General features: G+C 72.9%; 24 protein-coding genes, 1 pseudogene and 1 riboswitch. Of the genes and pseudogenes, 10 read left to right on the top strand and 15 right to left on the bottom strand.

What is annotated here, in order from left to right; translation table 11 throughout:
* Nucleotides 1–6: 6 nt before the first annotated feature.
* Together ABZZ38_RS05455 and ABZZ38_RS05460 are read right to left on the bottom strand one after the other, a co-directional pair.
* Nucleotides 7–789, bottom strand: coding sequence for an ABC transporter ATP-binding protein (locus ABZZ38_RS05455; RefSeq protein WP_356736008.1), 783 nt, complete (start codon nt 787–789; stop codon nt 7–9).
* Nucleotides 789–1,865 carry an iron ABC transporter permease gene (locus tag ABZZ38_RS05460; protein ID WP_356736010.1) on the bottom strand — a complete coding sequence of 359 codons (1,077 nt, stop codon included), beginning with the start codon at nt 1,863–1,865 and terminating at the stop codon, nt 789–791. Before ABZZ38_RS05460 ends, ABZZ38_RS05455 begins: the two co-directional genes overlap by 1 nt.
* A gap of 137 nt (nt 1,866–2,002) precedes the next feature.
* A riboswitch (cobalamin riboswitch) is annotated at nt 2,003–2,085 on the bottom strand.
* Nucleotides 2,086–2,215: 130 nt separating this feature from the next.
* Between ABZZ38_RS05460 and ABZZ38_RS05465 the strand changes: the two genes are divergently transcribed.
* Nucleotides 2,216–2,722: an FBP domain-containing protein gene (locus tag ABZZ38_RS05465; RefSeq protein ID WP_356736012.1), complete on the top strand. Its 507-nt coding sequence runs from the start codon at nt 2,216–2,218 to the stop codon at nt 2,720–2,722.
* 711 nt (nt 2,723–3,433) lie between these two features.
* Complete coding sequence (locus tag ABZZ38_RS05470; protein ID WP_356736014.1) at nt 3,434–4,129, top strand: L,D-transpeptidase; 696 nt, start codon at nt 3,434–3,436, stop codon at nt 4,127–4,129.
* A gap of 193 nt (nt 4,130–4,322) precedes the next feature.
* Here the strand turns inward: ABZZ38_RS05470 and ABZZ38_RS05475 are convergent, their stop codons facing one another.
* From ABZZ38_RS05475 to ABZZ38_RS05485, 3 genes and pseudogenes are all read right to left on the bottom strand, one after another.
* Nucleotides 4,323–4,484, bottom strand: coding sequence for a hypothetical protein (locus tag ABZZ38_RS05475; protein WP_356736016.1), 162 nt, complete (start codon nt 4,482–4,484; stop codon nt 4,323–4,325).
* Between the two features lie 169 nt (nt 4,485–4,653).
* Complete coding sequence (locus tag ABZZ38_RS05480; RefSeq protein WP_356736270.1) at nt 4,654–4,938, bottom strand: hypothetical protein; 285 nt, start codon at nt 4,936–4,938, stop codon at nt 4,654–4,656.
* A gap of 124 nt (nt 4,939–5,062) precedes the next feature.
* A pseudogene (locus ABZZ38_RS05485) lies at nt 5,063–5,404 on the bottom strand (tyrosine-protein phosphatase); the annotation flags it as partial.
* Between the two features lie 803 nt (nt 5,405–6,207).
* Between ABZZ38_RS05485 and ABZZ38_RS05490 the strand changes: the two are divergent.
* The 6 genes from ABZZ38_RS05490 to ABZZ38_RS05515 all read left to right on the top strand — a co-directional run bounded on the left by ABZZ38_RS05490 (nt 6,208) and on the right by ABZZ38_RS05515 (nt 11,187).
* A complete protein-coding gene (locus tag ABZZ38_RS05490; protein WP_356736018.1) occupies nt 6,208–7,443 on the top strand; it encodes an MFS transporter in 1,236 nt (411 codons plus the stop codon).
* 643 nt (nt 7,444–8,086) lie between these two features.
* Entirely contained in the window at nt 8,087–8,281 is a 195-nt protein-coding gene (locus ABZZ38_RS05495; protein WP_356736020.1) for a hypothetical protein, read from the top strand.
* Nucleotides 8,278–8,901, top strand: coding sequence for a sigma-70 family RNA polymerase sigma factor (locus ABZZ38_RS05500; protein WP_356736022.1), 624 nt, complete (start codon nt 8,278–8,280; stop codon nt 8,899–8,901). The genes ABZZ38_RS05495 and ABZZ38_RS05500 overlap by 4 nt, the downstream gene beginning before the upstream one ends.
* 7 nt (nt 8,902–8,908) lie before the next feature.
* Nucleotides 8,909–9,622 (top strand): hypothetical protein, encoded by a 714-nt coding sequence (locus ABZZ38_RS05505; protein ID WP_356736024.1) that lies wholly within the window; start codon nt 8,909–8,911, stop codon nt 9,620–9,622.
* Between the two features lie 119 nt (nt 9,623–9,741).
* Nucleotides 9,742–10,386, top strand: a complete 645-nt coding sequence (locus ABZZ38_RS05510) for a hypothetical protein (RefSeq protein WP_356736026.1) — start codon at nt 9,742–9,744, stop codon at nt 10,384–10,386.
* A gap of 72 nt (nt 10,387–10,458) precedes the next feature.
* Nucleotides 10,459–11,187 carry a ribonuclease H gene (locus ABZZ38_RS05515; protein ID WP_356736028.1) on the top strand — a complete coding sequence of 243 codons (729 nt, stop codon included), beginning with the start codon at nt 10,459–10,461 and terminating at the stop codon, nt 11,185–11,187.
* A 57-nt stretch (nt 11,188–11,244) separates the two neighbouring features.
* Here ABZZ38_RS05515 and ABZZ38_RS05520 read toward each other — a convergent pair whose 3' ends face one another.
* Nucleotides 11,245–11,514: a hypothetical protein gene (locus tag ABZZ38_RS05520; RefSeq protein WP_356736030.1), complete on the bottom strand. Its 270-nt coding sequence runs from the start codon at nt 11,512–11,514 to the stop codon at nt 11,245–11,247.
* 400 nt (nt 11,515–11,914) lie between these two features.
* Between ABZZ38_RS05520 and ABZZ38_RS05525 the strand changes: the two genes are divergently transcribed.
* On the top strand, nt 11,915–12,685 hold the full coding sequence (locus ABZZ38_RS05525; RefSeq protein WP_356736032.1) for a hypothetical protein: 771 nt from the start codon (nt 11,915–11,917) through the stop codon (nt 12,683–12,685).
* A 179-nt stretch (nt 12,686–12,864) separates the two neighbouring features.
* Here the strand turns inward: ABZZ38_RS05525 and ABZZ38_RS05530 are convergent, their stop codons facing one another.
* The 3 genes from ABZZ38_RS05530 to ABZZ38_RS05540 form a co-directional block, all read right to left on the bottom strand.
* Nucleotides 12,865–14,355: a DUF6882 domain-containing protein gene (locus ABZZ38_RS05530; protein ID WP_356736034.1), complete on the bottom strand. Its 1,491-nt coding sequence runs from the start codon at nt 14,353–14,355 to the stop codon at nt 12,865–12,867.
* Nucleotides 14,356–14,737: 382 nt separating this feature from the next.
* Nucleotides 14,738–15,547, bottom strand: a complete 810-nt coding sequence (locus tag ABZZ38_RS05535) for a DUF1206 domain-containing protein (protein WP_356736248.1) — start codon at nt 15,545–15,547, stop codon at nt 14,738–14,740.
* A gap of 102 nt (nt 15,548–15,649) precedes the next feature.
* Entirely contained in the window at nt 15,650–16,291 is a 642-nt protein-coding gene (locus tag ABZZ38_RS05540; protein WP_356736036.1) for a hypothetical protein, read from the bottom strand.
* Between ABZZ38_RS05540 and ABZZ38_RS05545 the strand changes: the two genes are divergently transcribed.
* A complete protein-coding gene (locus ABZZ38_RS05545; RefSeq protein ID WP_356736037.1) occupies nt 16,284–16,826 on the top strand; it encodes a hypothetical protein in 543 nt (180 codons plus the stop codon). The genes ABZZ38_RS05540 and ABZZ38_RS05545 overlap by 8 nt on opposite strands.
* Nucleotides 16,827–17,264: 438 nt before the next feature.
* On the opposite strand, the gene ABZZ38_RS05550 is transcribed toward ABZZ38_RS05545, so the two are convergent.
* The 6 genes from ABZZ38_RS05550 to ABZZ38_RS05575 are packed head-to-tail and all read right to left on the bottom strand — an operon-like array spanning nt 17,265 to nt 26,472.
* The gene (locus tag ABZZ38_RS05550; RefSeq protein WP_356736039.1) at nt 17,265–18,590 is read right to left on the bottom strand and encodes a glutamate-5-semialdehyde dehydrogenase; all 1,326 of its coding nucleotides are present in this window, start codon (nt 18,588–18,590) and stop codon (nt 17,265–17,267) included.
* Nucleotides 18,587–19,855 (bottom strand): aspartate kinase, encoded by a 1,269-nt coding sequence (locus tag ABZZ38_RS05555; RefSeq protein ID WP_356736041.1) that lies wholly within the window; start codon nt 19,853–19,855, stop codon nt 18,587–18,589. The genes ABZZ38_RS05550 and ABZZ38_RS05555 overlap by 4 nt, the downstream gene beginning before the upstream one ends.
* A 33-nt stretch (nt 19,856–19,888) precedes the next feature.
* Nucleotides 19,889–21,436, bottom strand: coding sequence for an FAD-dependent oxidoreductase (locus ABZZ38_RS05560; protein ID WP_356736043.1), 1,548 nt, complete (start codon nt 21,434–21,436; stop codon nt 19,889–19,891).
* Nucleotides 21,433–23,634: a molybdopterin-dependent oxidoreductase gene (locus ABZZ38_RS05565; RefSeq protein WP_356736045.1), complete on the bottom strand. Its 2,202-nt coding sequence runs from the start codon at nt 23,632–23,634 to the stop codon at nt 21,433–21,435. Before ABZZ38_RS05565 ends, ABZZ38_RS05560 begins: the two co-directional genes overlap by 4 nt.
* Nucleotides 23,627–25,120, bottom strand: coding sequence for an MFS transporter (locus ABZZ38_RS05570; RefSeq protein ID WP_356736047.1), 1,494 nt, complete (start codon nt 25,118–25,120; stop codon nt 23,627–23,629). Before ABZZ38_RS05570 ends, ABZZ38_RS05565 begins: the two co-directional genes overlap by 8 nt.
* Nucleotides 25,117–26,472, bottom strand: coding sequence for a homoserine dehydrogenase (locus ABZZ38_RS05575; RefSeq protein ID WP_356736049.1), 1,356 nt, complete (start codon nt 26,470–26,472; stop codon nt 25,117–25,119). Before ABZZ38_RS05575 ends, ABZZ38_RS05570 begins: the two co-directional genes overlap by 4 nt.
* Between the last annotated feature and the right edge of the window lie 7 nt (nt 26,473–26,479).

A 26,479-nucleotide genomic window follows, 5' to 3' on the forward strand; every position in this document is an offset into this window, starting at 1 on the left:
TCTTCCCTATCCCTGGTGGTGGAGCCGGTCGAAGAGGAGCCGCATGGCGCCGGTTTCCGGATGCCGTACGCGGTGGGCGCGGACCCCGAACACCTCGTGCAGCAGGCGCGGGGTGAGGACGTCGTACGGCGCGCCGGAGGCCACGATGCGGCCGTGTGCGATCACGTACAGCGCGTCGCAGTGGGTGGCGGCGAGGTTCAGGTCATGCAACGCGACGAGCACGGTCAGGCCCACGTCCCGTAGGAGTGCGAGCACGTCCAGCTGGTGGGCGATGTCGAGGTGGTTGGTCGGCTCGTCCAGGACGAGTACACGGGGCTGCTGGGCGAGGGCGCGGCCGATCAGCACCCGCTGCCTCTCGCCACCGGAGAGGGTGAGGAAGCCGCGGTCCGCGAGGTGCTCCGCGCCGACCCGGGCGAGGGCGTCCGCACAGATCGCGCTGTCGTCGCGCGACGCGCCGCCCAGGCCCGAGCCGCGCCGGTGCGGCAGCCGGCCCATCGCCACGACCTCCGCGACGGTGAAGTCGAACTCGGCCGCCGATTCCTGGGGCAGAGCGGCGAGGCGGCGGGCGCCGGCCCGCGCGTCCATGGCGTGCAGGTCCTCCCCGCCCAGCCGGACCGTGCCCGCCATCGGGCGCAGCGCCCGGTACACGCACCGCAGCAGGGTCGACTTGCCGCTGCCGTTCGGTCCGATGAGGCCGACGACCTGCCCGTCGTCGGCGGCGAGCGTGATGTCGTGTACCAGTCGGGCGCCCGCGATCTCGACCGACAGTCCGTCGATGTCGACGCGCATCAGCGGCCCCCGAACGCGTCACCGCGCCGCCGCATCAGCAGCAGGAAGCACGGCACTCCCACCACCGCGGTGATGACGCCCACCGGCAGCTCCACGGGCGCGAGCAGGATCCGCGAGACGATGTCCACCCACACCAGGAGCACCGCGCCCGCCAGGGGCGCCACGGTCAGTACCCGCCGGTGGTCCGCTCCCACCAGCATCCGTACGAGATGCGGCACCATCAGGCCGACGAAGCCGATTGCCCCGCTGACCGCCACGACCGTCCCGGTGACCGCCGCCGTGACGACGAACAGCTCCCGGCGCAGCCGTCCGGCGTCGACGCCCAGCGCGGCGGCTGTCTCGTCGCCCATGGCCAGGGCGTTGAGTCTCCCTGCCGACAGGGCGAGATGGACGGTTCCTCCGAGGACGGCCGCGGCCGCGATGGGCACCGAGCCCCACGTCGCGCCGCCGAGGCTCCCCAGCAGCCACATCATCGCCGCCCGGGCCGCCTCTCCGCGGTCCGCGCCGAAGACCATGAGCGTGGTGACCGCGGAGAACCCGTACCCCATCGCCGTCCCGGTCAGGACGAGGCGCAGCGGTGTCAGCCCGTGCGCGGTACGGGCGACCGCGTAGACCAGCACCATGGCGGCGAGTGCCGAGCCGAACGCCGAGAGCGACAGCGCCCATACGCCCAGCGCGGAGAACGCCCCCAGCAGCATGACGGCGTTCGCGCCGACAGCCGCCCCGGAGGAGATGCCCAGTACGAAGGGGTCGGCCAGCGCGTTGCGCACCATGGCCTGCACGGCGACACCGGTCGCGGCGAGCCCGGCGCCGACGACGGCCGCCAGTACGGCGCGCGGCAGCCGGATGTCCCACACGATGGTGTACGCGGCGACCTCGTCGGGGCCGATCGTGCCGCCGGTCAGCCCCGCCCACAGAAGGCGCAGCACCTCCCCCCACGGCAGTCCGGACGCACCGAGTCCCACTCCGCACACCAGCGAGACCAGCAGTGCGGCGGCCAGTACGGCGGTCAGGGGCGCCGGCGGGATCCGGCGCGGCGGAGCGGGACCGGTCTCCACGGCCGCGATCGTCGTCACAGGGCGGGTCCTTCGCCTTCGGGCCGCGTCCGTATGCGCACACGAGGAACGGCCCGCGGCCCGCCGGCGGACGGCGGGACCCACGCGCATCCCCCTCGCAGTCCGCGGCGAGTGGTCGGGAATGGATGCCGTCCCCTGGGTGATCGGGCTCGCGCGACCGCCCGCTGGGCGTTGGCGCTTACCGTTGCGGGTCAGCGCCGGATTCTCACCGGACTTCCCCCACGGGACGCACCCGCAGCGTAGCAAGCGCTCGGCGGAGCCCCGCACCCGGCGAACGGGAACCCCGCCCACCGCCCTGGCGTCGCATATTCGGATGCGGGGCGGTACGGAGGTACGTAGGGTTCCCGACCGTGGAACCGCTCAGTGACAAACACATCCGCTCGTCCTTCGTGAACTGCACCAAGGGCGAGGCGGCACGCCTCCGACTGCCGCTCGGCTTCGCCGAACTCCCCTGGGAGGACCTGGACTTCCTGGGGTGGGTGGATCCGGGCGCGCCGTTGCGGGCCTATCTGGTGCTGCCGCGTCCGAACGGTCCGCTGGGAATCGCCCTGCGGGTGCCGGCCCTGACCCGTACCAGTGCGGTGCAGTCGAGTCTGTGCCAGATCTGTCTGACGGGACACGCTGCCTCCGGGGTGGCCCTGCTCACCGCTCCCCTGGTCGGCGCGCGGGGCCGCGAGGGCAGCACGGTGGGTACCTACATCTGCGCCGACCTCGCCTGCTCCCTGTATCTGCGCGGCAAGCGCCAACCGAAGTTGCGTTTCGGACGCCACGAGGAGGCGCTCGGCCTGGAGGAGCGCGTCGATCGCATGTGGGGCAACCTGGATGCCTTCGTGGCCAAGGTGACGTCGGCGAGCTGATCGTCGCCCCGCCGGTCGCCCTCGCCCCGTGCCCGCCGGGTCAGGCGGGGGCCGGGAACGTGAAGCGTACGCCGGTCGCTCGTTCCGACAGCTCCCACGGGCGGCGGCCGGTCTCGACATCGGCCGCCGCAGGGGGGCAGCCGCACGCGTGTCGGCCCGCCCCGCAGCTCGCCCGGGCCGTCCGGCCCGATGAACCGGCCGCCTGGTGGGCGCGCTCGCCGGTGAGGTCGTCGAAGGTCGACGGAGGTCGTCGGAGGTCGTCCAAGCGGAGACGCCCCTTGCCGTGGCTGAGCGAGCTCACGGTGACCACGCGGGGGCCGCTCCGAGTCGGCGCGCCGCCTGGGCCTCGATCGCGCCCCCGACCTGTACCGCGGCCGGCCGCCGGGATGGCGCCGGCCGCCTTCGACGCGGTGCGGCAGCGGTGGAGCGACGGCGCCGAGGACCCCGCCGACCTGACCGAGCGGGCCTTCGCGCTCATCGCCCCGGCGCTCGACGCCGCCGGACGGGAGCCTCTCCCCCGCCCGGACGTCACGCGGCTGAACGGACGGCCAGTGACTCCGGATGGGCGTTCGGGTCCGGAACGAGGCCGCGAACACCGTCCGCGCCGCGCATGCCGCCGTTACCCAACCGTTCCGTACCGAGCACAACCGTCGGCGCGCCCGGGTGGTCTACCAAGTGGCACCAGCAGACGCGCAGAAGGAACCGACAATCGTGATGAATCAACGCAAAAAGGGCTTTGTCGCGCTCGGGATAACCGCTCTGGTGACCCCGCTCGCGATCGCCACGGGAACCACGAACGCACAGGCGGCAAGCTGTTCCACCACAGCCGGGCCGTACCAGAAGCAGGTCGAGAAGTTCCTCGGCCGGCCGGTCGACGGGCGGCAGTCCACGGCCGACTGCCAGGCGATCCGCGCCTTCCAGACCACGCACTCGATCACGCCGAACATCGGGTACGCGGGTCCGGTCACCTGGGGCGTAATGGACCTGATGAACAAGCAGAAGGCCGTGGGCAAGAACCCGAACCGGGCCGGCACCTGCCCGGTCAACAAGGGCCGTATCGCCTGCGTCGACCTGACCCTCCAGCTCAGCTGGATCCAGGACGGCGGCAAGCTGGTCTACGGGCCGGTCCCCGTCCGTACCGGCCGCGACGGGTACGAGACCCGGACGGGGCTGAAGAAGATCTACTGGCGGAACATCGACCACGTCTCGTCGATCTACAAGGTCCCGATGCCCTACGCCCAGTTCTTCGACGGCGGGCAGGCCTTCCATTCCGTGGGCATCAGCGTGTGGGCGCCGCCCGGCTCGCACGGCTGCGTCAACCTGCGGCGGAGCGACGCCAAGGCGTACTGGAACCTGCTGCGCGACGGTGACGACGTGTTCGTCCAGGGCCGCAAGCCGGGCACCTGACCGGCGAAGCGGCACGGTGCCGAGCGGGAGCGGCCCTCCTGCTCGGCACCGGAAAACGCCTTCGGTCGGCTCGGTCAGCCGCGTACCTTCCGACTGATGAACGGTACGGGGGACGCGCGCATCCAGGAGGGCGCGCGGCCACGGCTGCACGTGGAGCGCGGGGTGAGGGACGTTTCTCCAGCAGGGTGACGGCTTACGTGCTCCCGGCGTTCCCGGCCTTCGACACCTGCTCGCCGACGACCGTGTAACCGGCGGCTTCGTAGTAGGTCCGCAGCTTCGCGTTGCCGGCCAGGCAGTCCAGTCGGCACAGCGCCCGGCCGGCGGAGGCGATGCGGCGTTGCGCTTCGGACGGCATCCGGTGGCCGGTGCCGGGGGTGTGACGCGGTGGTCGCTCATCAGCCGGTGCGCATAGCCGGCGGTCGGGGGCTGGGGGCCCCAGGCCGCCGGGTCGTCCCACCACAGTTCGCAGGCGCCGGCGATCGGACCCTGGGCGCCGAGGGCGGCGATCCAGACCTCGCCGTCCCTCAGGCGCTCGGGAAGTGGTCCTCGCCGAGCTCACCGGGTGCCCATTGGTCGATGCCGCGAGCGATCTGCCATCGTGCCGCGTCGTCGCGGAGCCGGACGAGTTCGGTCAGGGCGGGCGCTGCCGCGCGCCGGAAGGACAGGGGTGGCACCGCGGCCGGGTTCAGCAGCCTTCCGCGCAGGGCGGCGACCAGGTCGCCGCCGACGCCCGGCACACCTGAGGCGTACCCGCGCACGGTCCCGTGGTGTTCGGCGAGGCCGGCCAGGTCGGCCAGGAACAGGCGCATCACGTCGGAGGGCGCTCGACCGTACCCGGGTGAGGTGAGCGCGCGGTCGGCGTGGTCCGCCCCGCCAGTCGGCGATCAGCCGCCCGGTGGCACGCTCGGTGAGGGTGAAGTCGTCGATGATGTCGGCCCCGGCGACGTCCAGCAGTGCCGGAACGAGCGCGGCGAGCAGGCCGGTGCGGTCCTTGCCGGAGGCGCGGTGGAACGGTGTTCGGGCACCCGTCCCTCGGCGTCGTTCTCCCAGGGGGTGGCGCGGGTCGACGATGACCGCCCTGATGCCGGTGCTCAGGAAGCGGTTCCAGTCCTCGCCCCGGAGTCTGCCCGGGAAGTCGGAACGGAACAGCTCTCCCCACCGCACCGTACGACCGTCCCAAAGTGCGATAGCCGCCCAGGTCACGGAAGTTGTGCAGCCGCTGGAATGGCATGTGTCTGCTGACGGAACGGCACCCTGTGGGCCCGTGCGGGGCACGTCAGCGGCTGACTGCCGGTGGAGCCGCCGTTCCGGGGTGGTACGCGGGTCAGTTGCTGTGCCTGGCCAGGCTGTAGACGAGTACCAGCACAGCGGTGGCCATGACGATCACATGGAGCCAGGCGGGAGCGCCCGCGGCGTCCCCGGCAGCCGTTGTCATCCAGTGCACCGTAACAACCTCCTGATCGAGACGTCGTGGACGTCGTCCGTGTCATCACGCCCTGCCGAGCCTGATATCCGCCGCCCCTTGCGGGTGGAGAACATTGAGGGCCACGCCGGCGCACCGCTGTGCGCCGGCGACTGGAGTGATGTGCGTGTCATGTCCCGCGTGTACCCCGGAAGCGAGGTGTGACGCACCATCACCCGACCGTCGGCTCCAGCGGAGCCGTGTGCGTCGGCAGGCGCTGTCCCGCAACCGGCCTTCCAGGCCGTCGATCCGCGTGTCGGTCTGCACGAGCTCGGCGAAGTGATGCGCGACGAGCGGGTCCACGCCCAGGTCCACATGGGCATCGCGTGGGAGGACGACCGGCCCTTCGTGTCCGGGGAGACCGACTTTTCGCTCCCCCGTCACCCGCTTCTCCCTCGGGCAGCCGCATGTCGAAGGCATGGTCGCCCACGCGGTGGGCGGCATCGCGCCGACCGCGAGAGTCGTCCTCGACTTGGGCCGGACGCGAGGGCAGCGGGGCCCTGACGGGGATCGGCCGTGCTCTCGCGCCGCCGATCAGGCGAGAGTCGGCGAGGGGAGCGTTCTCTCCGCCACGGCATCCGGGGGGCGCGGCCCCCGCGCGCCTAGGGTGACGGGCATGACCCGTACGGCCCGCCGAACCGGACACAGCCCCCACCGCAGCCGACGCCTCGGGTACCTGGCGGCGGCCACGGTCTTCGCCATCGGCATGGCGGGCACGACGCTGCCCACACCTCTGTACGGGCTGTATCGCGAGGAGCTCGGCTTCTCGGAACTCATGGTGACGGTCGTCTTCGCCGTCTACGCGGTCGGGGTGATCGCCACCCTCCTGGTGGCCGGTGACCACTCCGACCGGGCGGGGCGCCGCCCCGTGCTGTTGTACGCCCTGGGGCTGGCCGCCGCGAGCGCCGTGTGTTTCCTGGCGCAGGGCGGGCTTCCGCTGCTCTTCGCCGGGCGGCTGCTGTCGGGCTTCTCGGCCGGGCTGCTGAGTGGGGTCGGCACGGTCACCGTCATGGAGCTGGCGGCACCTGAGCACAGGTCACGCGCGGGCCTCGCCGCGACCGCGGCGAACATGGGCGGCCTGGGCTGCGGGCCCCTGCTGGCCGGACTTCTCGCGGAGTACGCGCCACTGCCGTTGCGGACGCCGTTTCTGGTCCACCTCGCCTTGGTGGCGGTGGCCTGCGTGATCGTCCTGCTGCTGCCGGAGACGGTCGGCGGGGCGCGGCGCCGGACTCCCCTCAGGCCGCGGGGGCTCCACGTGCCGCCCGAGGTGCGCGGAGTCTTCGCGCCCTCGGCGCTGGTCGCGTTCGCCGGGTTCTCACTCCTGGGGCTGTTCACCGCGGTGGCTCCGGCCTTCCTCTCCCGGGCGCTGGGCGTGACCGATCTCGCGGTGGCCGGCCTGGTGGTCTTCTCGGTGTTCCTCTCCTCGACCGTGGGACAGTCACTCACGGGCCGGCTGGCCCTGGATGTCGCGGCGCCGCTCGGCTGCCTGATGCTCGTCGTGGGCCTCGTCCTCGTCGGCGCGTCGCTGTGGGCGCGGTCGATGCCTTTGCTGGTGGCCGGCGCCGTCTGCGGAGGGCTCGGCCAGGGCCTGTCGTTCCGGGCGGCGGTGACCGCGCTCGGCGCCGCCGCGCCCGCCGCTCACCGGGCCGGCACCATCTCGTCGTTCTTCGTGGTGGCCTACACCGGAATCTCCCTGCCTGTGGTGGGTGTGGGAGCCATGACGATGTGGCTGGGGCTGGAGGAGGCGGGACTGACGTTCACCACGTGCGTGACGGTGCTCGTCGCCGCCACGGGCGCGCACCTGGTGCGCCACCGTGCCGGGCGACCGGGTCAGGCGGGCTCCGGCCGGTAGCGGATCGCGCGCGACGCCCCGGCCTGGCGGGGGCTTCGCCCGGCTCACCGATCGGGCTTTGGGCCGGTACCCGATACGCCCGGCCGCCGCGCTGCTGTCCGCGCGGTGACCCGCCCCCGTACGGGCGCACGCGCCGGGTGCCCGGCGTCGGCCCGGCGTTCCTCGTCAGCCGTGGGGCTGCGTACCGTGCCCGGCGTTCGCGTCTGCAGCCGTGGTACGGGCGAACGCCTCCCCTGAGCGGGCCGACCTCCCACCCGGACGACGCACCACCACGAGCGGACAACAAGGGACGTTCAACGCTCGAAAGTGATCTGCATCACAGTCAAATTGGTCGGAACGTAACCGACCGTTTGCGCAAATAACGACCACTCGTCACCTGTCCCGAAAAAACCGCAGGTCCGGTGCGAGGTGAACACCACGGACGGAGTGGCGTGCCGCGGGGAACGGGCCACCCGGCCCCGCCCGGCGTTTGCACTAAGTGGAATATTACTTTCCGTTAAAAACCCGTGCCCGGAGCGCTGCACGTTTCGGTACCCCCACCCGGTTTTCTGTCCGCAGAGCAACGAGGCTCCAGGCACCAGCCGCTCCCGCGCGGGGAGGGGTCGGCAGGGTGCTGACCGAAACGTGAAGGAATCCAACCGCTGTGAACTACGACGTAGCCGGCTTCCTGCTGGCCCTCGCAGCCGCGGCGCGAGCGTTCGCGCCCGACGTGTGGTTCTTAGTGCGGCGCGTGCTCAGCGCCGGGGTCCGGGTCGGCGCCGCCACCCTGATGGAGCGGCGGCAACCGCCCATGGCACACCGCAGCGCCGCCCCACTGGACGAGGGAGGGCACCGTTGACCGGCCGACCGCCCCACGACCCCGCAGGACACACCACACGCGAACCCAGCGACGAGATGCCGCCCGCCTTCTGGGCCTTCCACGCCCTTTACCACCGGCCGTACTACGAGTACACCCGCATCCAGCTCGGCGACAACGCGGCGGCCCGCGCGCTCGTCGACGGCACTTTCGTCCACCTCGCCGTCATCTGGCCGTACGTCACCGCCAGGGCGAGCGTCGGCTCGTACGCCTGGGCCCTGCTCAAGGAGCGCGTGGCCACGGAGCTGACCCTCCAGGGCCGTGACCCGGCCGCCACGGAGACCCTCGCCTTCGCCCGCGCCATACGCGCCGCCACCGCCCCGCTCCTCGACAGCTTCCGCACCGGCTTCAAGGCGCAGTACGCCCAGCAGATCGCCGAACTGGAGGAAAGCATGGGCCTGTACGGCGCAATGGCGCGCCTGCCCGAGCGACAGTTCGACGTCATGGTCCTGCACTGCGCGCTCGGTTTCGACACCAGGCGCACCGCCCTCGTCATGGGCATCAGCGAGGCCACCGTCCGTTCCACCCGCCGCACCGCCAAGCGGCGGCTCGCGGCGGATCTGGGATACGGGTTCGACGAGGACGCCCACGATGAGGAGTGATCCACGGATGCCCCGCGCACCGCGCAGCATCGACCGGGCCCTGAGCCGCGCCCGCGTCTTCGAAGGCGACTACACCAGCGCCGACCTGGAGGCCTCCCGGGCCCGCATCGCCCAGGAACTGCACGAGTTCCGCTGGATGCAGCTCCTCGCCGACCCCGCCCCGGCCACCACCCCCGGGACCGGCCGGCTGCCCACCGCCCTGCACGAGCGGGCCGCGCACGACCTGCGCGCCCTGTGCCGGGGCATCATCCACGACGACGACGCCGCCCGCCGTATCGCGCGCTTCGACACCGTCCGCGATCCGGGCGGAGCGCTCGCCTTCGCCTGCCTTCTCGTCCTGGCGGACAGGGAGGAAGGCGCGCAGTTCTGGTGGCAGTTCGCCGCCGGTGCCGGAAACGCCACCAGTGCCCTGTGCCTGTACCTCCTGCACCTGCGGCGCGGCGAACTGCGTGACGCCCACTACTGGGCCACGCAGATCACCGCCCTGGAACACGAGCCGTGCCAGTACGCGCCCGTTCCCACCGAAGTCGGTGCGTCCGCCGCCTCCGCGATCGGGCTCAGCGTGCGCTACGAACTCCCCACGGCCGACGTCACCGTTCCCGAGGCAGCCGTCAAGGGTGCCGTCGAGGAACTCGACGTCACCCAGCTGGACGACTTCGGCCCCATCCCCCAGCCCAGCCCCGACCTCGCCGGCCAGTGGGACGGCCTCGTCACCCGTTGATCCGCAGCAGTTGATCCGCAGCAATCGATCACGCGGCAACCCATCGCGCGGCGGCCGTTACCAGCGGTCGCCGCGCCGTGCGTGCGCCGGGCTCCCGGGGGCCATCGCATACTGCGCATATGAGACAGGAGCTGTTGCGGTTCGACGGGTGGATCGCGGGGATCGGCACGTCCTCCGGCACCCGTCTGGTGCTGGGGCACTGGCCGCGTTCGCCGTTCGGGCCGTTCAGCGACGTGATGGTGCAACGGCCGGACGGTGAGCGGCTGCTGCTGGCGCCCACGGAACGTACAGCCGCGTTCATCGCCGACGTCTACCGCTTCGAGCGTGTGCTGGTCGTGCCCGTCGTGGTCCGCGTGGAGGGCGCCGCCTGGCGGGTCACCGCCGGGCCGCTCACGCTGGACTTCGGCGTCGGCCGGCGGTCCCCGCTGGGGATGGCGCTGCGTGTGGTGCCGCGCGCGGTGGCCGCCCGGCCGGCCTGGGCGGCGGTGACCGGTGTTCCCGCGCGCCTGCTTCCCGGCGTCCGCACCCGCGGACGCACGGGCCCCGGTCACCGCGAGTGGTACGGCGCCCGGGACCTGCGGCCGGTGGTCACGGCGCGCGCCGCGTTCGGCGACGCCGATCTCGGAGTGCTCGCACCGGTCGACCCGCCCGTCGGCTTCGGTTTCGGCTCCGTCCCCCGCCGCCCGGCCCTCGTACGCGTCACCACAACCGTCGCACTCGCCGCGTCCGACGGCCCGGCGCCGGATCGGCCGGGGGGTGCGTGACCCCCGGTCCCGATCCTGTCGTACGGCCACCGCGTGGCCGGACCACACACCACGCGGTGGCATGATCGAGGGATGTCTGTACGGATCATTGCTGCATGTGACGGGGCCGCCAAGGGGAATCCCGGCCCGGCCGGCTGGGCCTGGGTCATCGCCGATGGCGAGGGGAGACCGGAGCGTTGGGAGTCGGGAGGGCTGGGCACTTCCACCAACAACGTCGGCGAGCTGACCGCACTGCTCAGGCTGCTGGAGTCCGTCGCCCCGGCGACGGCACTGGAAGTGCGTATGGACTCGCAGTACGCCATGAAGGCCGTCACGCAGTGGCTTCCCGGCTGGAAGCGCAACGGGTGGAAGACGGCGAGCGGGAAGCCGGTCGCCAACCGGGAGCTGATCGAGCGCATCGACGACCTGCTGGCCGGCAGGGACGTGGAGTTCGTGCACGTACGCGCTCACCAGGCGGACGGTGATCTTCTCAACGCCATCGCGGACCAGGCGGCGAGCGACGCGGCCTCCACCCAGCAGCCCGCCGGGACGGCGCTCGGGCAGCCGACGATGCCCGTGCCGGACCCCGCCCGGGCCACTCCGGCACGCCCGAAGGCCGTCGGGTCACGCGGCCGGGGTGCGACCGCGAAGAAGAGCACCGGTGGATCCGGTGGAGCCGGCGCGTCGATCAAGGCGAAGTTCCCCGGGCGCTGCCCCTGCGGCACGTCGTACGCGGCGGGGACGTCGATCACCAAGCTGGACAAGGGCTGGGGTCACCCCGAATGCCGTACGCCCGGATCACTCACGGCGTCCGTGGACTGACCCGGGAGGGCCGGTCGCACCAGACGGCGCTGAACGGGTTCGTGGAGGGCAGCGCGCTCATGGTGTGTCGCCCTCCCAGTCGAACCGCTCCGGATCTCCGTCCCTCGGCCCGTACAGCGCCCGCCCACCCGGCCCGTAGCGGCCGATCTCGGTGTGCAGAGCGGCGCCTTCCCGTCGACGCGTCTCGGTCCATCCGGTGACGTCCAGGAGCAGGCCGTCGAGCGGGCCGCCGACCAGTTCGACGTAGGCGTGTCCCGGCCGGGGGCCGGGGTCCGGGTCGTCGTGGTCGGCTCCGTAGACCCGCCTGCGCATGATCTGCTCGTCCATACCGGAAGCATGGCACCCACCACTGACATGCCGGGTGGCCCGGCCCGGTCCTCCCCGTGAGCGCCGTGCGCCCGAGGCGCGCAGGGGGGCGGCGCCGCCTTCGGCGCCGTCCACGCTCACGGCGAAGTCCCCGTCCTCGGAGCGCATGATGACGGATGGGACATCCCGTTTCGGTACCGGCGCAGAGCACATCGGGCACCTTTCGCAGTGGGACAGGGGCCTCGAAAGGCCCTGTACGCGAGAGCAGTTGGCGCAGGTGGTGCGTCGGCCGACGCAACAGCCCACGCGGGAGGGGTGCCTCCGCCCGCAACACCGGGGCGCGATCCGGCCGTACCATGCATCACACCACTCCGGCAGTCTCACAGCACACTCACACTGAACAGACCGGGAGAGCAACCTCATGACACCGACGCCCCACCCGACGAACAGCATCGACACCACCACCGCGCTGCTGCAGGCGGAGCTTCCCGAACTGGAGAAGCACCAGCAGAGGTTGCAGGCAGAGTTGTCGGCGGTCTCCGCCCGGCTCGAATCGGTGCGCGGCGCGCTGTCCGCGCTCAGCACGCTGGCCACCACCACGATTCCCCGGCCGCGTGCCGTCGAGAAGGACGCCACTGCGCCCGACGTCACCGCCACTCCCACCGACAGCGGCACCGGCACCGGCACCGGCACCACCGCGGACGAGCCCACCGACGCCGTGGCCGTCGAGCAGCCCGAGCCCGAGGCGGTCGAACAGCCCGAGGCGGTCGACGGCGGCACCGCTACGACGCCCGACACCGACACCACCGACACCGACACCGACACGGCGAGCGCGGCCCCCGCGGCGAAGGGCCGGACCCGGGACAAGGCCGCGGGCAAGAAGGCACCCAAGCGCCGCCGACCGGCCAAGGCCGCCACCCGCACCACGCGGAAGTCCACGGCGGCGTCCTCGGCGCGGAGCAAGGCACCGGTTGAGCCGGTCCAGCCCGAAGGTGGCCTGACCGAGCAGGTCGTCACGGTGCTGGGGCAGAAGCCGGACAGTCCCATGCGCGCCCGCGACGTGGCGCACGCGCTCGGCCGGGACACTTCGCTGAACAGCATCAACACCGTGCGCAGCACGCTGGACCGGCTTGTCGCGACCTCGCGCGCCCACCGTGCCGGCCGGGGCCTCTACCAGGCCGTCTCCGGCTGACCGTACGACGGAGGGGCCGGCCCACCGCGCCGGCCCCTCGGGTCGTGCGTCACCGCCAGGCGCCGTGCGGCGCCCTCGGCGTCGGACGGTGACCTCGGCGTCGGACGGTGACCTCGGCGTCGGACGGTGACCTGAGCGTGGCCGCCCTCGAAGCGGCGTGCCGCTTCCGCCGCTGGGCGTCACATGGGCGCGCCCATGAGCATCCCGGGCGCGACGTCCGTGATGGTGCCGTCGGGTGCGAAGTACACCCGTACCTCGTACACACCCATCACGCCGCTGATGAAGTCCGGCTGCCCGTAGTGCCACACCTGGAGGCCCGTGCGCTCGAAGTACGACTGGGCCAGGGTCCGCATGGTCTCCGGGCGCGCCTTGTGTTCGACGAGCCCGTGGAGCCAGCCGGCGGCGCCCCGGATGTCCGGGCCGGCCGCGTCGAGGTCGATCACCCCTGTGCCGGTGAGGCGTTCGTCCGTGACGGCCCACACGTGCTTGCCGATGGAGGTGAAGGTGTGGCCCGCCACGCCGGCCGCGGTGCGGGCGAGGGTTACCGCGGCCGACTCCCGCGCCGCGTAGGCGGTCAGGTCGAGCCGCTCGCCGGACAGCTCCGGCAGGTCGTCGTCGCCCGCGGCCAGGCCAGCGGCCTCCTTGCACCGCTCCCTGATGTCCTCCGTGCCGGGCGCCCAGACGAACCAGCCCTCGTCCGCGTCGAAGGCGCCGAGGCGGCGCGCCTTCAGACCGCCGCCGGGGAAGCGCAGTTCGCCGGACGCCTCGTCCCACAGGGGCGCTCTTCCCGCGAACTCCAGGTGCTCCCCGGCGTACTCCACCATGGCCCTCGTCCGCAGGATCGAGTACGCCATCTCGCGCACGGCCACCGCGAGCAGTGGCTGCGGGAAGAGGCGGCGCGGCGCGTCCGGGGAGAGCCTCGGCTCGATGAGCTCCTGCTCGGGAGCGGCGTCCGACGTGGGCGCGCCGCCACCGGGGCCGCTGACCTCGATGCGGGAGACGGCCTCCCCGTCCAGCCGCACGACGACGCGGTCGCCGCCCTCAAGGGTGCCCTCCACGTGGCCGGGCCCGTAGGACGGCTCGACGCCGTGCCGGGCGAACCATCCCCGGACCGGCTCGAGGGCGGGGCCGGGAAGGAGCGCGGCGCCGTTGTTCAGCGCTGTGGTGAGGCGGGCCGCACGGGGTTCGGCGCGCGGTACGGCCGGGTCGTCGACGGCCATGAACAGCCGGCCGCGTTCGTTGACGGCGCAGATCACACCGCCGCGGGCGTCGAGCAGCCCCATGCACGCGAGCAGGAGGTGGTCGGCGGCCAGCCGGGGGTCGTGGAAGTGGTTGAGGTCCGGCATCGGCTCGGTCAGCTCCGGCACGCCGGCGCGCTCACCCAGCGCGCGCAGCTCCAGTGAACGGGCCGCCGCGGGGGTGTCCCGGTACGACTCGTTGGCCCAGGCCCACATCCAGGTGCCGTCCAGGGCGTAGGTGCCGAGGACGTGGGCGCGCAGGGTGACCCCCGAGCGCGTCACGGACGGCTCGTCCAGGTCGAAGGAGACCACACCCGCGGGGACGAGCGTGTCGAAGAGGTCGAGCTGCTCGCACACCCAGGCGAGGTGGGGCCGGGCGAGGTTGCGGAACTGTTCACTGAAGGAGGCGGTCATGGTGGGCTTTCGGGTCATCGGTGGCGGCCCTGTCCGATGGGGGCCGCGTATGCGTACGCCCTCATGACTCCCTCCGGACGCCCCGCGGTTCCCATGGCCGCGGACCCGCATCGCTTCCCTCGGTCGGTTCGCCGGCGCGGGCGAAGGCCGCAGCCGGCTCACTCGGTACCGCCCGCCGGGGCCGCTCCCGGGGTCCTGCAATCCCGGGCCCTGCTCGCCGGCGAGCCCTGCGTCGTCGTCCGGGGCGGCCACCTCTCGCCGGACCCGGCGCTCGGACGCGCCGGGCTCCCGGGCGACAGGGCCCGCTGGCCGGCGCCGGGGGTACGGCGCCATCGGGCTCGTGGACCCCGGGGAAGCCCCCCAGGGTCCTCCCGGGGCGCGGTGCGCCCCGACCGCCGGGTCACACGCGGCGCCACCGGGCCATCGCGAAGGAGAACAACCCGTACAGCGCGAGCCCCAGCGCTATCGCCGCGAGCAGCCAGGGGCCGACCGGCGTGCCGGCGAAGGAGCGGAGCGTGTCGTCGACGCCCTTGGCCTCGCTCGGCCGGTAGGTGATCGCGGCGCGCAGCGCGAACGCGCCCGCCACCACGAAGACCGCTCCCCGGGCCACTCCCCCGGCCACGCCCGTCACATCGACGGCCCTGCGGTCGCGGGGCGTCAACTCGCCCAGTTTCAGGTGCTTGTGGTAGGTGCGCCGGGCTGCCTTCACGCCGCCGACCACGCCGGTGACCGCGATGGCGACGCCGACCGCCGCGACGAGCCACTGTCCGGCGGGCAGTTCCAGCGCCCGTGACGTCATGTCGTGGGACTGCCGGTCGCTCTCCCCGCCGTCGCGGCTGTGGTCACCCGCGGCGAAGACGAAGACGGACCAGGCCACCACGGCGTAGAACACGGTCCGGCCGGCCGACGCCAGCCGCCGTGACGTCTTCCGGTCCCACAGTGCCTCGGAGAGCTGCCAGAGCGCCATGCCCGCGAGCCCGATCCCCAAGAGCCACAGCAGGACCGACCCCAGGGGTTTCTCGGCGACTTCTGAGAGGGCGCCTCCCCGGTCGGCCTGTTCGCCCCCGCCGCCGCCGAACGCGATCCGCAGGGCCAGCACGCCGACCAGCAGGTAGATCACTCCCCGTGCGGCGAATCCCCAACGCCCGGCGACCTCCAGGGTGGTTCTGCCGCCCTTGCCCTGCGCCGTGCTCCGTGCCTTGCTCCGCATGCTCACGTCGGACCTCCCGCTCCCCGGATGCCCGGCGAGGGGGGGCGGAAACAGCGCGTCGCCGCCGGGGCCGCTCACGCGCCGGTTCCGGCCGGCTCGCCGTCACCGGCCCCCGCTGTCCGTCCGTCCCCGCCAGTCGGGCACCGGGTCCGGCCGGTCCGGCGGGCGCACGGGCGTACGCCGCCGGCCGAGGGTGCTTCCCAGCCGGCCGAGCAGGAGGGCGGCGGGCAGCGATATGAGGACGACCGTTTGGAGCGGGAACCAGTTGAGGTGCAGGTCGGGGAAGAGCGCCAACGGCGTTCCCGAGAAGGCGGGTCCCGACGGCTGCAGGCCGACGGCGCAGACCAGTCCGCCGTACAGCGTCCACAGCAGCCCTCTTCGGGTGTAGCGGCGCCAGAAGAGGGAGTACCCGAGCGCCGGCAGGAGGCAGGAGGCGGCGACCGCCAGGGAGAGGGCCGACAGGAACAGTACGTTCCCTCCCTGGACCAGGACCGCCAGCGCGATGCTCACCAGGCCCACCCCGCTGGACGCCCGGCGCGCGGCGGCCACTTCCCGGCCCTCGGTCGTACGCCCACGGCGGAGCACGTGCGTGTACACGTCGTGGGCGATCGCTCCCGCCGCCGCCAGTGTGACACTCGCGACGACGGCGAGCGTGGTGAGGAACACGGCGGACGAGACCAGGACCACGAGAAGCGCGCCGCCGGTGTGGGTGGCCGGGCCGCCCGCCAGTTCGCCGGTGAGCATCAGCAGTGTGCCGTTGCCGCCGGGAGGGGTCGTCGCGGGTCTCCAGCAGGGCCGCGAGGACCAGTCGGACGCGTTCGCCGTGCCGGCTGGCGAGGCCTTCGGCGACCTGCCGGTAGGCGTCGGCGACCAGGGCGGCGTCGCGGTCGTTGCTCTTCCACACCAGCTCGGCGACGTGGACGAGTCGGCGCGTGTCGCCGAGTCCGTCGCGCTCCACGACACCGACGATCCCGTTCCACACCTCGGCGCCGGCGACGCGGAAGGCGCGCAGCACCTCGTCGAGGGGGCGGCCCTGTTCGGCGCGGTTCGTTCCCAGCTCCCTGGTCTACCGCTCGACGTCCACGATCCGGTCCGGATCGACCCCGGCTTCGAGCCCATGGCGGACACCGGTGTCCACGGTGGTCCGCACGTCGGGTGGTGCCAGCACCGGGTCGGCGTAGTACGGCACCTCCGCGCGGATCCTGCCCACCACGGTGTCGGTGAGTTCCGCACCGTGGCCGAGGAGACGGCGGCATGCGTTCCCGGAGAGCCGGAGTGAGGCGGAATCCGCGGCGGTGCCGAGGACGGGACTGTTGTGCATGGACCCTCCAGGTGGACGGTGCGTGCCAGAACACCGTGCGACCTGCCTTCGTCGCAGGCCTCCCGGGACCTCACATGCTAAGCAGTCGCTTATGGGTCGCTTGTCCGTGGGTGAGATCTCAGCCGAAGCGTGATGTTTCCGGCCGGTAGGGTTCCGCGCGGCACCCCTGTCCCCTGGTGAGCCCTGAGGAGGACGTCGCGTCGCCGGAGAGCCGTCGGCCGACAGCCGTGAGCCGTCAGCCGTCAGTGCCCCGGGATCGGCGCGGCGGCGGGCTGGCCCGCCGGGTGACGCGTACCCGGCCGGAGCCCCGGGATCGCCCGGCACCCGCCGCTCCGCGCGGCCCGGTCGTCCGCGGCGCCGACCCCGAGGGGCCGGCGCCGGGCGGGGCGCGGGGTGTCAGTCGCCGGGGCCGGCCAGGGCGTCGCAGCTGAGCCCGGGGGCGGCGGTGCTACCGCCCCGGATGTGTCCGTCGCCGGTCAGGACGTACTTGGTCGTCGTCAGCGCGGCCAGGCCCATCGGACCCCGGGCGTGCGTCTTCTGCGTGGAGATGCCCAGTTCGGAGCCGAGCCCCATCTCCGCGCCGTCGATCAGCCGCGTCGAGACGTTGACGGCCACGATCCCGGTGTCGACGGACGCCGCGAAGGCGCGGGCGGTGGACTGGGAGTCGGTGATGATGGCCTCGGTGTGGCCGCTGCCGTGCCGGTGGATGTGGTTGACGGCGGCTTCCATCGAGTCGACCACGGCGGCCGAGATGTCCAGGGACAGGTACTCCCTGCCCCAGTCCTCGTCGGTGGCGGGCACGACCGTGTCGTCGTAGGCACGGACGCGCGCGTCGCCGTGCACGGTCACTCCGGCCTCCCGGAGGGCGGCGAGCGCGGGCGGCAGGAAGGCGGGGGCGATGTCCGCGTGGACCAGGAGGGATTCGGCGGCGTTGCAGACGGAGGGCCGCTGGGCCTTGGCGTTGAGCAGGACCTCCAGCGCCATGGGGATGTCGGCGTCCTTGTCGACGTACAGGTGGCAGTTGCCCTCGCCGGTCTCGATGACCGGGATGACCGATTCCCGCACCGTGGACTCGATCAGCCGCCGGCTGCCGCGCGGGATGAGCAGGTCGACCAGTCCCCTGAGCGACATCAGTTCCCGCGCGGATTCATGGGTGGTGCCGGGGACGAGCTGGACGGCGTCCACGTGCACCGCCGAGCCCATCAGCGCGCCCCGCATCACGTCGATGAGGGCGGAGTCGGTGCGCCGGGCGACGGAGGAGCCGCGCAACAGCACCGCGTTGCCGCTCTTGAGGCAGAGCACGGCCGCGTCCACGGTGACGTTGGGGCGGCCCTCGTAGATCATGGCGATCACTCCGAGGGGCACACGTTCGCACCGTACGTCCATGCCGCTGGGCAGCCGCGAGCCGCTGATCACCTCCCCGATGGGGCTGGGCAGGGAGGCGACGTGGCGCACGGTCGCCGCCAGGGCGGCGATCTGGTCGGCGTCCATCCGCAGCCGGTCCAGGACGCCCTCGGACCCGCCCGCGGCGGTCGCCGCCTGCACGTCCCGGCGGTTGGCGGACAGGATGTATTCCGCGTGGTCCGTCAGGGCGTCGGCGATCGCCGTGAGCGCCCCGTCACGGTCGGCGCCGCGGAGGGCGGCAAGCCGGTCGGCCGCCGACCGCGCGGCGATCGCGGCCTCGCGGACCGTACCGGCCGCCAGGGAACTGCACGCGTTCATCGGCCCGTACCCCCGTACACCACGGCCTCGATCTGGTCGCCGTCCAGACCGAAAGCGCTGTGCGCGGCGCGCGCGGCGGCCTCGAGGTCGTGGATGTGGACAACGACCGAGATGCGGATCTCCGAGGTGGAGATCATCTCGATGTTGACGCCGGCGGCCGCCAGCGCGGAGAACAGGGTGGCCGACACCCCGGGATTGGAGCGCATGCCGGCGCCCACCACCGAGAGCTTGCCGATCCGGTCGTCGTGGCGCAGCCCGCGGAAGCCGATGCGGTCCTTGATGCCTTCGAGGGTGTGCAGGGCGGTCGCGCTGTCGGCGGCGGGGAGGGTGAACGAGATGTCGGTGAGCCCGGTGTCGCCCGCGGACACGTTCTGCACGATCATGTCGATGTTGATGCCGGACTCGGCGAGGGCGGTGAAGACCGCGGCGGCCTCGCCGGTCTTGTCCGGCACCCCCTCGATGGTGATCTTCGCTTCGCTGCGGTCGTGCGTGACGCCGGAGACGATCGCGTCTTCCATGACGTTCCCTTCTGCATCGGCTGTGACGTAGGTGCCCTCGTTCCTGCTGAAGGAGGAGCGCACGTGGAGGGGGATGGAGAACCGTCTGGCGTACTCGACGCAGCGCAGATGCAGGATCTTCGCTCCGTTGGCGGCCAGTTCGAGCATCTCCTCGTAGGAGATGGCGGGGATCCGGCGCGCGGCCGGAACGATCCTCGGATCGGCGGTGAAGACGCCGTCGACATCCGTGTAGATCTCGCACAGGTCGGCGCCCAGGGCCGCGGCCAGGGCCACCGCTGTGGTGTCGGAGCCGCCGCGCCCCAGCGTGGTGACGTCGTCGGTCTCCTGGGAGACCCCCTGGAAGCCGGCCACGATGACGACCGCGCCCTCGTCGAGGGCGGAGCGGATACGGCCCGGCGCCACGTCGATGATCTTGGCTCGGCCGTGGGCGGCGTCCGTGATCACGCCCGCCTGGGAACCGGTGAACGAGCAGGCCAGGTGGCCGAGTTCCTCGACGGCCATGGCGAGCAGGGCCATCGATATCCGTTCGCCCGCGGTGAGCAGCATGTCGAGCTCACGGGGCCCGGGGCGCTCGCTGATGCCTTCGGCGAGCTGGAGGAGTTCGTCCGTGGTGTCGCCCATGGCGGAGACCACCACGACGACGTCGTCACCGCCCTGCCGGGTTTCCGCCACTCGGCGGGCGACACGCTTGATGCAGTCGGCGTCGGCGACCGAGGAACCACCGTACTTCTGCACGATGAGCGCCATGACTTGTCCTTTCGTAAGGGGGTTGCGGGAGCTCTACGAGCTCTGCGCGTCGAGCAGTTCCTCGACCAGTGGGCGGCAACCGCCGCACCCCGTGGTGGCCCGGGTCCGTGCGGCCACGGCCTCCACGCTCTTCGCGCCGGCCTCGCGGCACGCCATGACCGCGTCCTTCGTCACGCCGTTGCACTGGCAGATCACGGTGTCTCCGGGCAGCGCGCCGGCGTCCTTGGCGCCGCTCTCGGCCAGCTCCGGGAACAGGAGCAGGCGCCGGTCCCGCGGCGCGGGTGCGCCCTGGTCGAACAGCCGGGTCACCGTGCCGGCCGTGGAGGTGTCACCGAGGAGGAGGGCGCCGATCACCCGGTTGTCGCGCAGGACGACCTTCTGGTAGGTGCCCCGCCCGCTGTCGAGGTAGCGGATCACCTCGGTACCGCCCCCGGCCCCGTTCATGGTGTCCGCGGTCGTGTCGGCGGTGTCCGCGCCGCCGTCCGCCTCGTCGATCTGCGTCTCGCCCATCGCCGCGAGGTCGACGCCCTTGGCCTTGAGCCGGGCCACCAGCCGCGAGCCCTCGTACGGAGCCGGACGGTTCGCGCCGGTGAGCGTCTCGGCCGCGACGCGGGCCTGCTCCCAGGCCGGGGCGACCAGGCCGTGGACCACCCCGCGGTGCTCCGCGCAGTCACCGACGGCGTGGATGTCCGGGTCGCTGGTGCGCAGCCAGTCGTCGACCAGGACGCCTCTGCCGGTCTCCAGCCCCGCGGCCGCGGCGAGGTCGGTGTCGGGGCGGGTGCCGCAGGCCACCACGAGCAGGTCGCCCGGGACGCGCCGCCCGTCGGCCAACTCGACGCCGGTCAGCCGCGGGGACCGGGTCCCGGTGTCGGCCGACCCGGTGTCGGCCGGCCCGATGGCGTCCGGCTCACTGTCGGTGGACCGCGGGGGCCGGGCCTCCCCCAGCACCTTGGTGACCCCGGCGTCGGTCCAGGTGGTGATGCCCATGCCCGCGAGGGCACGGGCCAGCATCTTCCCGCCCGGCGCGTCGAGTTGGCGTTCCATCAGGTGGGAGGCGGCGTGCAGCACATGGACGTCGAGACCGCGTTCGGCGAGACCTCTGGCGGCCTCCAGGCCCAGCAGTCCGCCCCCCAGGACGAGGGCACGGCGGCCCTTCTCGGCCAGCCCGACGATGGCGGCGCAGTCCTCCAGGGTGCGGAACGCGACGACGCCCGGGTGGGTGCGGCCGTCGTCGGCGACCATGCCCTTGATGGGCGGCATGAAGGGCAGTCCGCCGGTGGCCAGGACCAGCCGGTCGTAACCGAGCGTCAGTCCCGTCCCGAGCGAGACCGTACGCCCGGCCCGGTCGATGGAGTGGACGCGGCGCCCGGTCAGCACGGTGACGCCCGGGCCGTGCTCGGGCAGCACGATGGACCGCTCCGTGGCCCGCCCGGCCAGTAGGTTGGTCAGGAGCACCCGGTTGTACGCGGGATGGGTCTCGGCCCCGATGACGGTGATGCCCCACTCGGGACGGCGGCTGTGCACCTCCGCGGCCACCCGGTGTCCGGCCATGCCATTGCCGATGATCACTACGCGCTTCATGTCATACGCTCCAGACGCACCGCGGACACCTTGAACTCCGGCATGCGGGACACCGGGTCGAGGGCATCGCCCACCACCGAGTTGGCCCGCCCGGCACCGCCCCAGTGGAAGGGCATGAACAGCGTGTCGGGGGTCACGGACGCGGTGAGCCGCGCCTGCGCCTCGGCGCTGCCGCGCCGGCTGACCACCCGCACCCGGTCCCCCGCCCCGATCCCGTGCCGGGCCGCCAGGTCCGGGTGGATCTCCACGAAGGGCTCCGCCGCCCGCGCCATCAGGTCGGTGATCCGGCGGGTCTGGGCGCCGCTCTGGTAGTGCGCCGTGATCCGGCCGGTGGTGAGGTGGAGGGGGTAGTCCTCGTCGGGCTCCTCCGCCGGGGGCGTGTGCCGCACCGGGACGAAGCGGGCCCGGCCGTCCGGGTGCGCGAAGGCGTCGAGGAACATCCGGGGCGTGCCGTCCCGCGTCCGCGTGTCGTGTGCGGCCCCGGCCGGATCGGACCGGCGCGGTGCCGGGGCGCCCGCCGTGTCCGGGCAGGGCCAGAAGACGCCGTCCCGGTCGTCGATCCGGTCGTAGGTGATGCCCGAGTAGTCCGCCGGGCCGCCGCTGCTGGCGCGGCGCAGCTCCGCGAAGACCTCCTGCGGCACGTCGGAGAAGCCGGAGGGGACGCCGAGCCGGCGGCTCAGCTCGGCCAGCACCTGAAGGTCGGTGCGGACGCCGGGCGGCGGGTCCTGCGCCTTGCGGCGGCGCAGCACCCTGCCCTCGAGGTTGGTCATGGTTCCGTCCTCCTCCGCCCATTGGGCGGTCGGCAGCACCACATCGGCGAGCTCGGCCGTCTCGCTGAGGACGAGGTCGCAGACCACGAGCAGGTCCAGGGCGCGCAGGTGGCGTTCCACCAGGCGGGCGTTGGGCGCGGAGACCACCGGGTTGGAGCCGAGGAGCAGCAGGCCCTGCGGGCCGGCGGGGGTCCCGAGTGCGGTCAGCAGTTCGTACGCGCTGCGTCCGGGGCCCGGCAGGGATTCGGCGGGCACCTCCCAGATGCGTGCGATGTGTTCCCGGGCCGCCGGGTCGTCGATACGCCGGTAACCGGGGAGCTGGTCCGCCTTCTGCCCGTGCTCCCGGCCGCCCTGGCCGTTGCCCTGGCCGGTCAGGCAGGCGTAGCCCGAGCCGGGCGTGCCGGGCAGCCCGAGCGCGAGGGCCAGGTTGATGAAGCCGGACACCGTGTCGGTGCCGTTGCTGTGCTGTTCGGCGCCGCGCGCCGTGAACACCATGGAGCGTGGGGCGTCGGCGAGGATCCGCACGGCGCGGTACTGGTCGGCGACGGGCACGCCGGTGAGGCGTTCGGCCCGTTCCGGCCAGTACTCGGCCACGCTGCGGCACACCTCGTCGAAGCCGTGGGTGCGCTTGGCGATGTACGGCCGGTCGACGATCCCCTCCGCGACGGCGATGTGCAGCAGCGCGTTGGCCAGCGCCAGGTCGGTGCCGGGCGCGGGCCGCAGGTGCAGGGTCGCCCGCTGCGCCGTGGGGGTGCTGCGAGGGTCGACGACGATGAGGCTGCCGCCCGCGGCGCGCTGCGCGTCGAGGTACTGGGCGAAGGGCGGCATGGTCTCGGCCGGGTTGGCGCCGACGAGCATCAGCGCCCGGGCGTCGGCGATGTCGGCGAGCGGGAAGGGCATGCCGCGGTCGATGCCGAAGGCGCGCAGACCCGCCGCGGCGGCCGAGGACATGCAGAACCGGCCGTTGTAGTCGATCTGCGAGGTGCCCAGCACCACCCGGGCGAACTTGCCCAGCAGGTACGCCTTCTCGTTGGTCAGGCCACCACCTCCGAAGACCGCCACGGCGTCGCGCCCGGCGCGGTCCTGGAGGGCGGTGACGCCCTGGGCGATCCGCTCCATGGCCTCGTCCCAGGTGGCCGGTTCGAGGCTGCCGCCCTTGTGCCGGCGCACCAGGGGTGTGGTGAGCCGCCGCGGGGAGGTGAGCAGGTCGGCGGCGGTCCACCCCTTCTGGCACAGCCGGCCGCGGTTGGTGGGGAAGTCACGCGGGTGGACGGTGAGGTGTCCTGCCGGTTCGCGCCGCAGCCACATGCCGCACTGCAGCGAGCAGTACGGGCAGTGCGTGGCCACGTCCGCGGGCTCGGCCGGCGGGCCCGGGGTCGCCGGTGACGGCACGGGGAGGGTGGTGCGGGGGTGAGCGGTCTCAGACATCGGCGCCCGCCGGTTCCTGTGCGCGTGCCGGCTCCGTCGCGGATGACGACTCCGTCGCGGATGCCGATTCCCTCGCGGATGCCGATTCCTTCACGTCCGCCGCCCGCCGCGCGCGTGCCACGGCCGAGCCGCTGCGCGCGTAGCACCACCAGGTCACCGCGGCGCACAGCACGTAGAAGCCGGTGAAGGTGAGCATGGCCGCGCCCGCGTCCCCGGTGGCCCCGACGGAGTACCCGAAGGCGCGGTTGATCAGGAAGCCCCCGAGGGCGCCGATGGCGGAGATGATGCCGAGGGCGGCGGCGGCGCTGCGCCGGCCGGCGGCCAGCGCGGACCGGTGGTCGGCGGACGTGCCGTGCCCGGCGGCGCGCAGCGCCCGAATCCGGAAGATCACCGGGACCATGTGGTACGTGGAGCCGTTGCCGATGCCCGCGGTGACGAACAGCAGCAGGAAGCAGAGCAGGAACGCCGGTTGCCGGTGGGCGGCGATCGACGCCCAAGCGCCCACGGCCGCGGCGGCCATGACGGTGAAGTTCAGGTGGGTCACCCGGGCCCCGCCCCAGCGGTCCGCCAGCATGCCTCCCAGCGGTCGTGCGCAGGAGCCGGCGAGGGCGCCGAGGAAGGTGTGGTGCAGGGCCGCGGACTGGGGGAACTCCAGCGTGAGCAGCAGCGGGAGGGCGGTGGCGTAACCGACGAAGGAACCGAAGGTGCCGACGTACAGCAGGGCGACGATCCACGTCTGGGGGACCTTCACCACGCGCAGCTGCTCGGCGGGGTGGGACGCGGCGCCGCGGAGGTTGTCCATGCGCAGGAGCGCGCCGGTGGCGCACAGCAGGATCAGCGGGACCCAGAAAAGTCCGGCTGCCGCGACGCCCAGCGTCGCGATGACCAGCGGGACGACGAGCTGGACGGAGCTGACGCCGATGTTGCCTCCGGCGGCGTTCAGGCCGAGGGCGACGCCCTGCTTGGAGTCGGGGTAGAAGTGGGTGATGTTGGCCATGCTGGAGGCGAAGTTGCCGCCGCCGAGACCGGCGGTCGCCGCGCACAGCAGGAAGAACCAGTACGGGGCGTCCGGGTCGTCGACCGCGAGGGCGAGCAGGACGGCCGGCACGAGCAGCAGCAGGGTGCTGACCACCGTCCAGTTGCGGCCGCCGAAGCGCGCGGGCGCGAAGGTGTAGGGGACGCGGAGCGCGGCACCGACGAGGCTGGGCAGCGCGACCAGCCAGAACAGCTGGTCAGCGGTGAAGTGGCGGTCGCCGAGCTCGACCGCGACGACGCTCCACAGGGTCCAGATGGTGAAGCCCAGGTGTTCCGAGGCGATGGACCACACGAGGTTGCGGCGGGCGACCCGCCGACCGGTCCCGTGCCAGAAGGCGGGGTCGCCCGGCTCCCAGTGTTCGATCCAGCGGCCCCGCGCCGGGCCGGTCACCGGCCCGGCGGCCCGTGAGGTCAGCCCGGCCGGGGGACTGTTCTTGGTGTCGGTGGTCATCGGCCGGCGTCCTTGTCCGGTGTGGTGCCGCTCAGCATGCGGATGCTGCGGGTGATCTCGCGTACGGCGTCGACGGACCGGAGCTCGGACAGGACGGCGGCGAGCGCGGCGTCGGTGGCGAGGTGGGTGGAGACCGACAGCTGCGCTTCCGCGCCCAGCCCCTCCTGGCGCACGGTGGCGAGGGAGATGCCGTGCCGGCCGAAGACCGCGGTGATCTCCGAGAGCACGCCCGGCCGGTCGGTGACCAGCATGCTGAGGTGGTGGCGGTTGCTGACGTGCTCCATCGTCCTGACGGGCAGGTAGGCGGCGGGCGGCTGGTGTGCCCCGGTCAGCCCGGCGACCCGGTTGCGGCCCACTTCGACGAGGTCGCCGAGGACGGCGCTGGAGGTGGCCGGTCCGCCCGCTCCCCGGCCGTGGAAGAGCAGTTCGCCGGCGGCCTCGGCCTCGACGAGGATGCCGTTGTACGAGCCGCGCACCGACGCCAGTGTGTGGCCCGCGGGCAGCAGCATGGGGTGGACGCGGGCGCTCACCCCGTCGGGCGTGCGGTCACAGATGCCGATCAGCTTGATCACGGAGCCGTTGGAGGCGGCGTGGGCGATGTCGGCGGCCGTGATGTGTTCGATGCCCTCGTAGTGGACCTCGTCGGCCGCCAGCTCGGTGTCGAAGGCGAGCCGCGCCAGAATCGCCATCTTGGCGGCGGCGTCCGCCCCGGAGACGTCCGCGTGGGGATCGGCCTCCGCGTACCCCAGCTGCTGCGCCTCGCTCAGGGCGGCCTGGAAGGTGCCGCCGAAGGCGGTCATCCGGTCGAGGATGAAGTTCGTCGTGCCGTTGACGATGCCCATCAGCCGCAGCACACGATCCCCGGCGAGCGACTGCCGCAGCGGACGCAGCAGGGGTACGGCTCCGGCGACGGCGGCCTCGTACGCGAGGTCGACGCCCTGCTTCTCGGCCATGCGGTGCAGGTCGACGCCGTCCTCGGCGATGAGCGCCTTGTTGGCGCTCACCACCGAGGCGCCGGACTCCATGGCGGCCACGATGAGCGACCGGGCGGGTTCGATGCCGCCCATCAGCTCCACGACCACATCGACGTCCCCACGGGTCACCAGGGCTTCGGCGTCCTGGGTGAACAGCCGGTCGTCGACGCCGGGGACACCGGAGCGCGGGCTGCGCACGGCGATACCGGCGATGTCCACGGGGGCACCGATCTTCGCCGCGAGTGCGGCGTTGTGGTCGGTCAGTGCCCGGACCGTCTGGGAGCCGACGGCTCCGTGTCCCAGGACCGCGACCCGCAGCGGGCGGCCCTGGAGGCGTTTGGGACGGGCGTCGGCATTCGTGGGCTCGTGGTGGCTCATGTGGGTT

This window comes from Streptomyces sp. NPDC006368 (assembly GCF_040612535.1).
Taxonomy (GTDB): Bacteria; Actinomycetota; Actinomycetes; order Streptomycetales; family Streptomycetaceae; genus Streptomyces.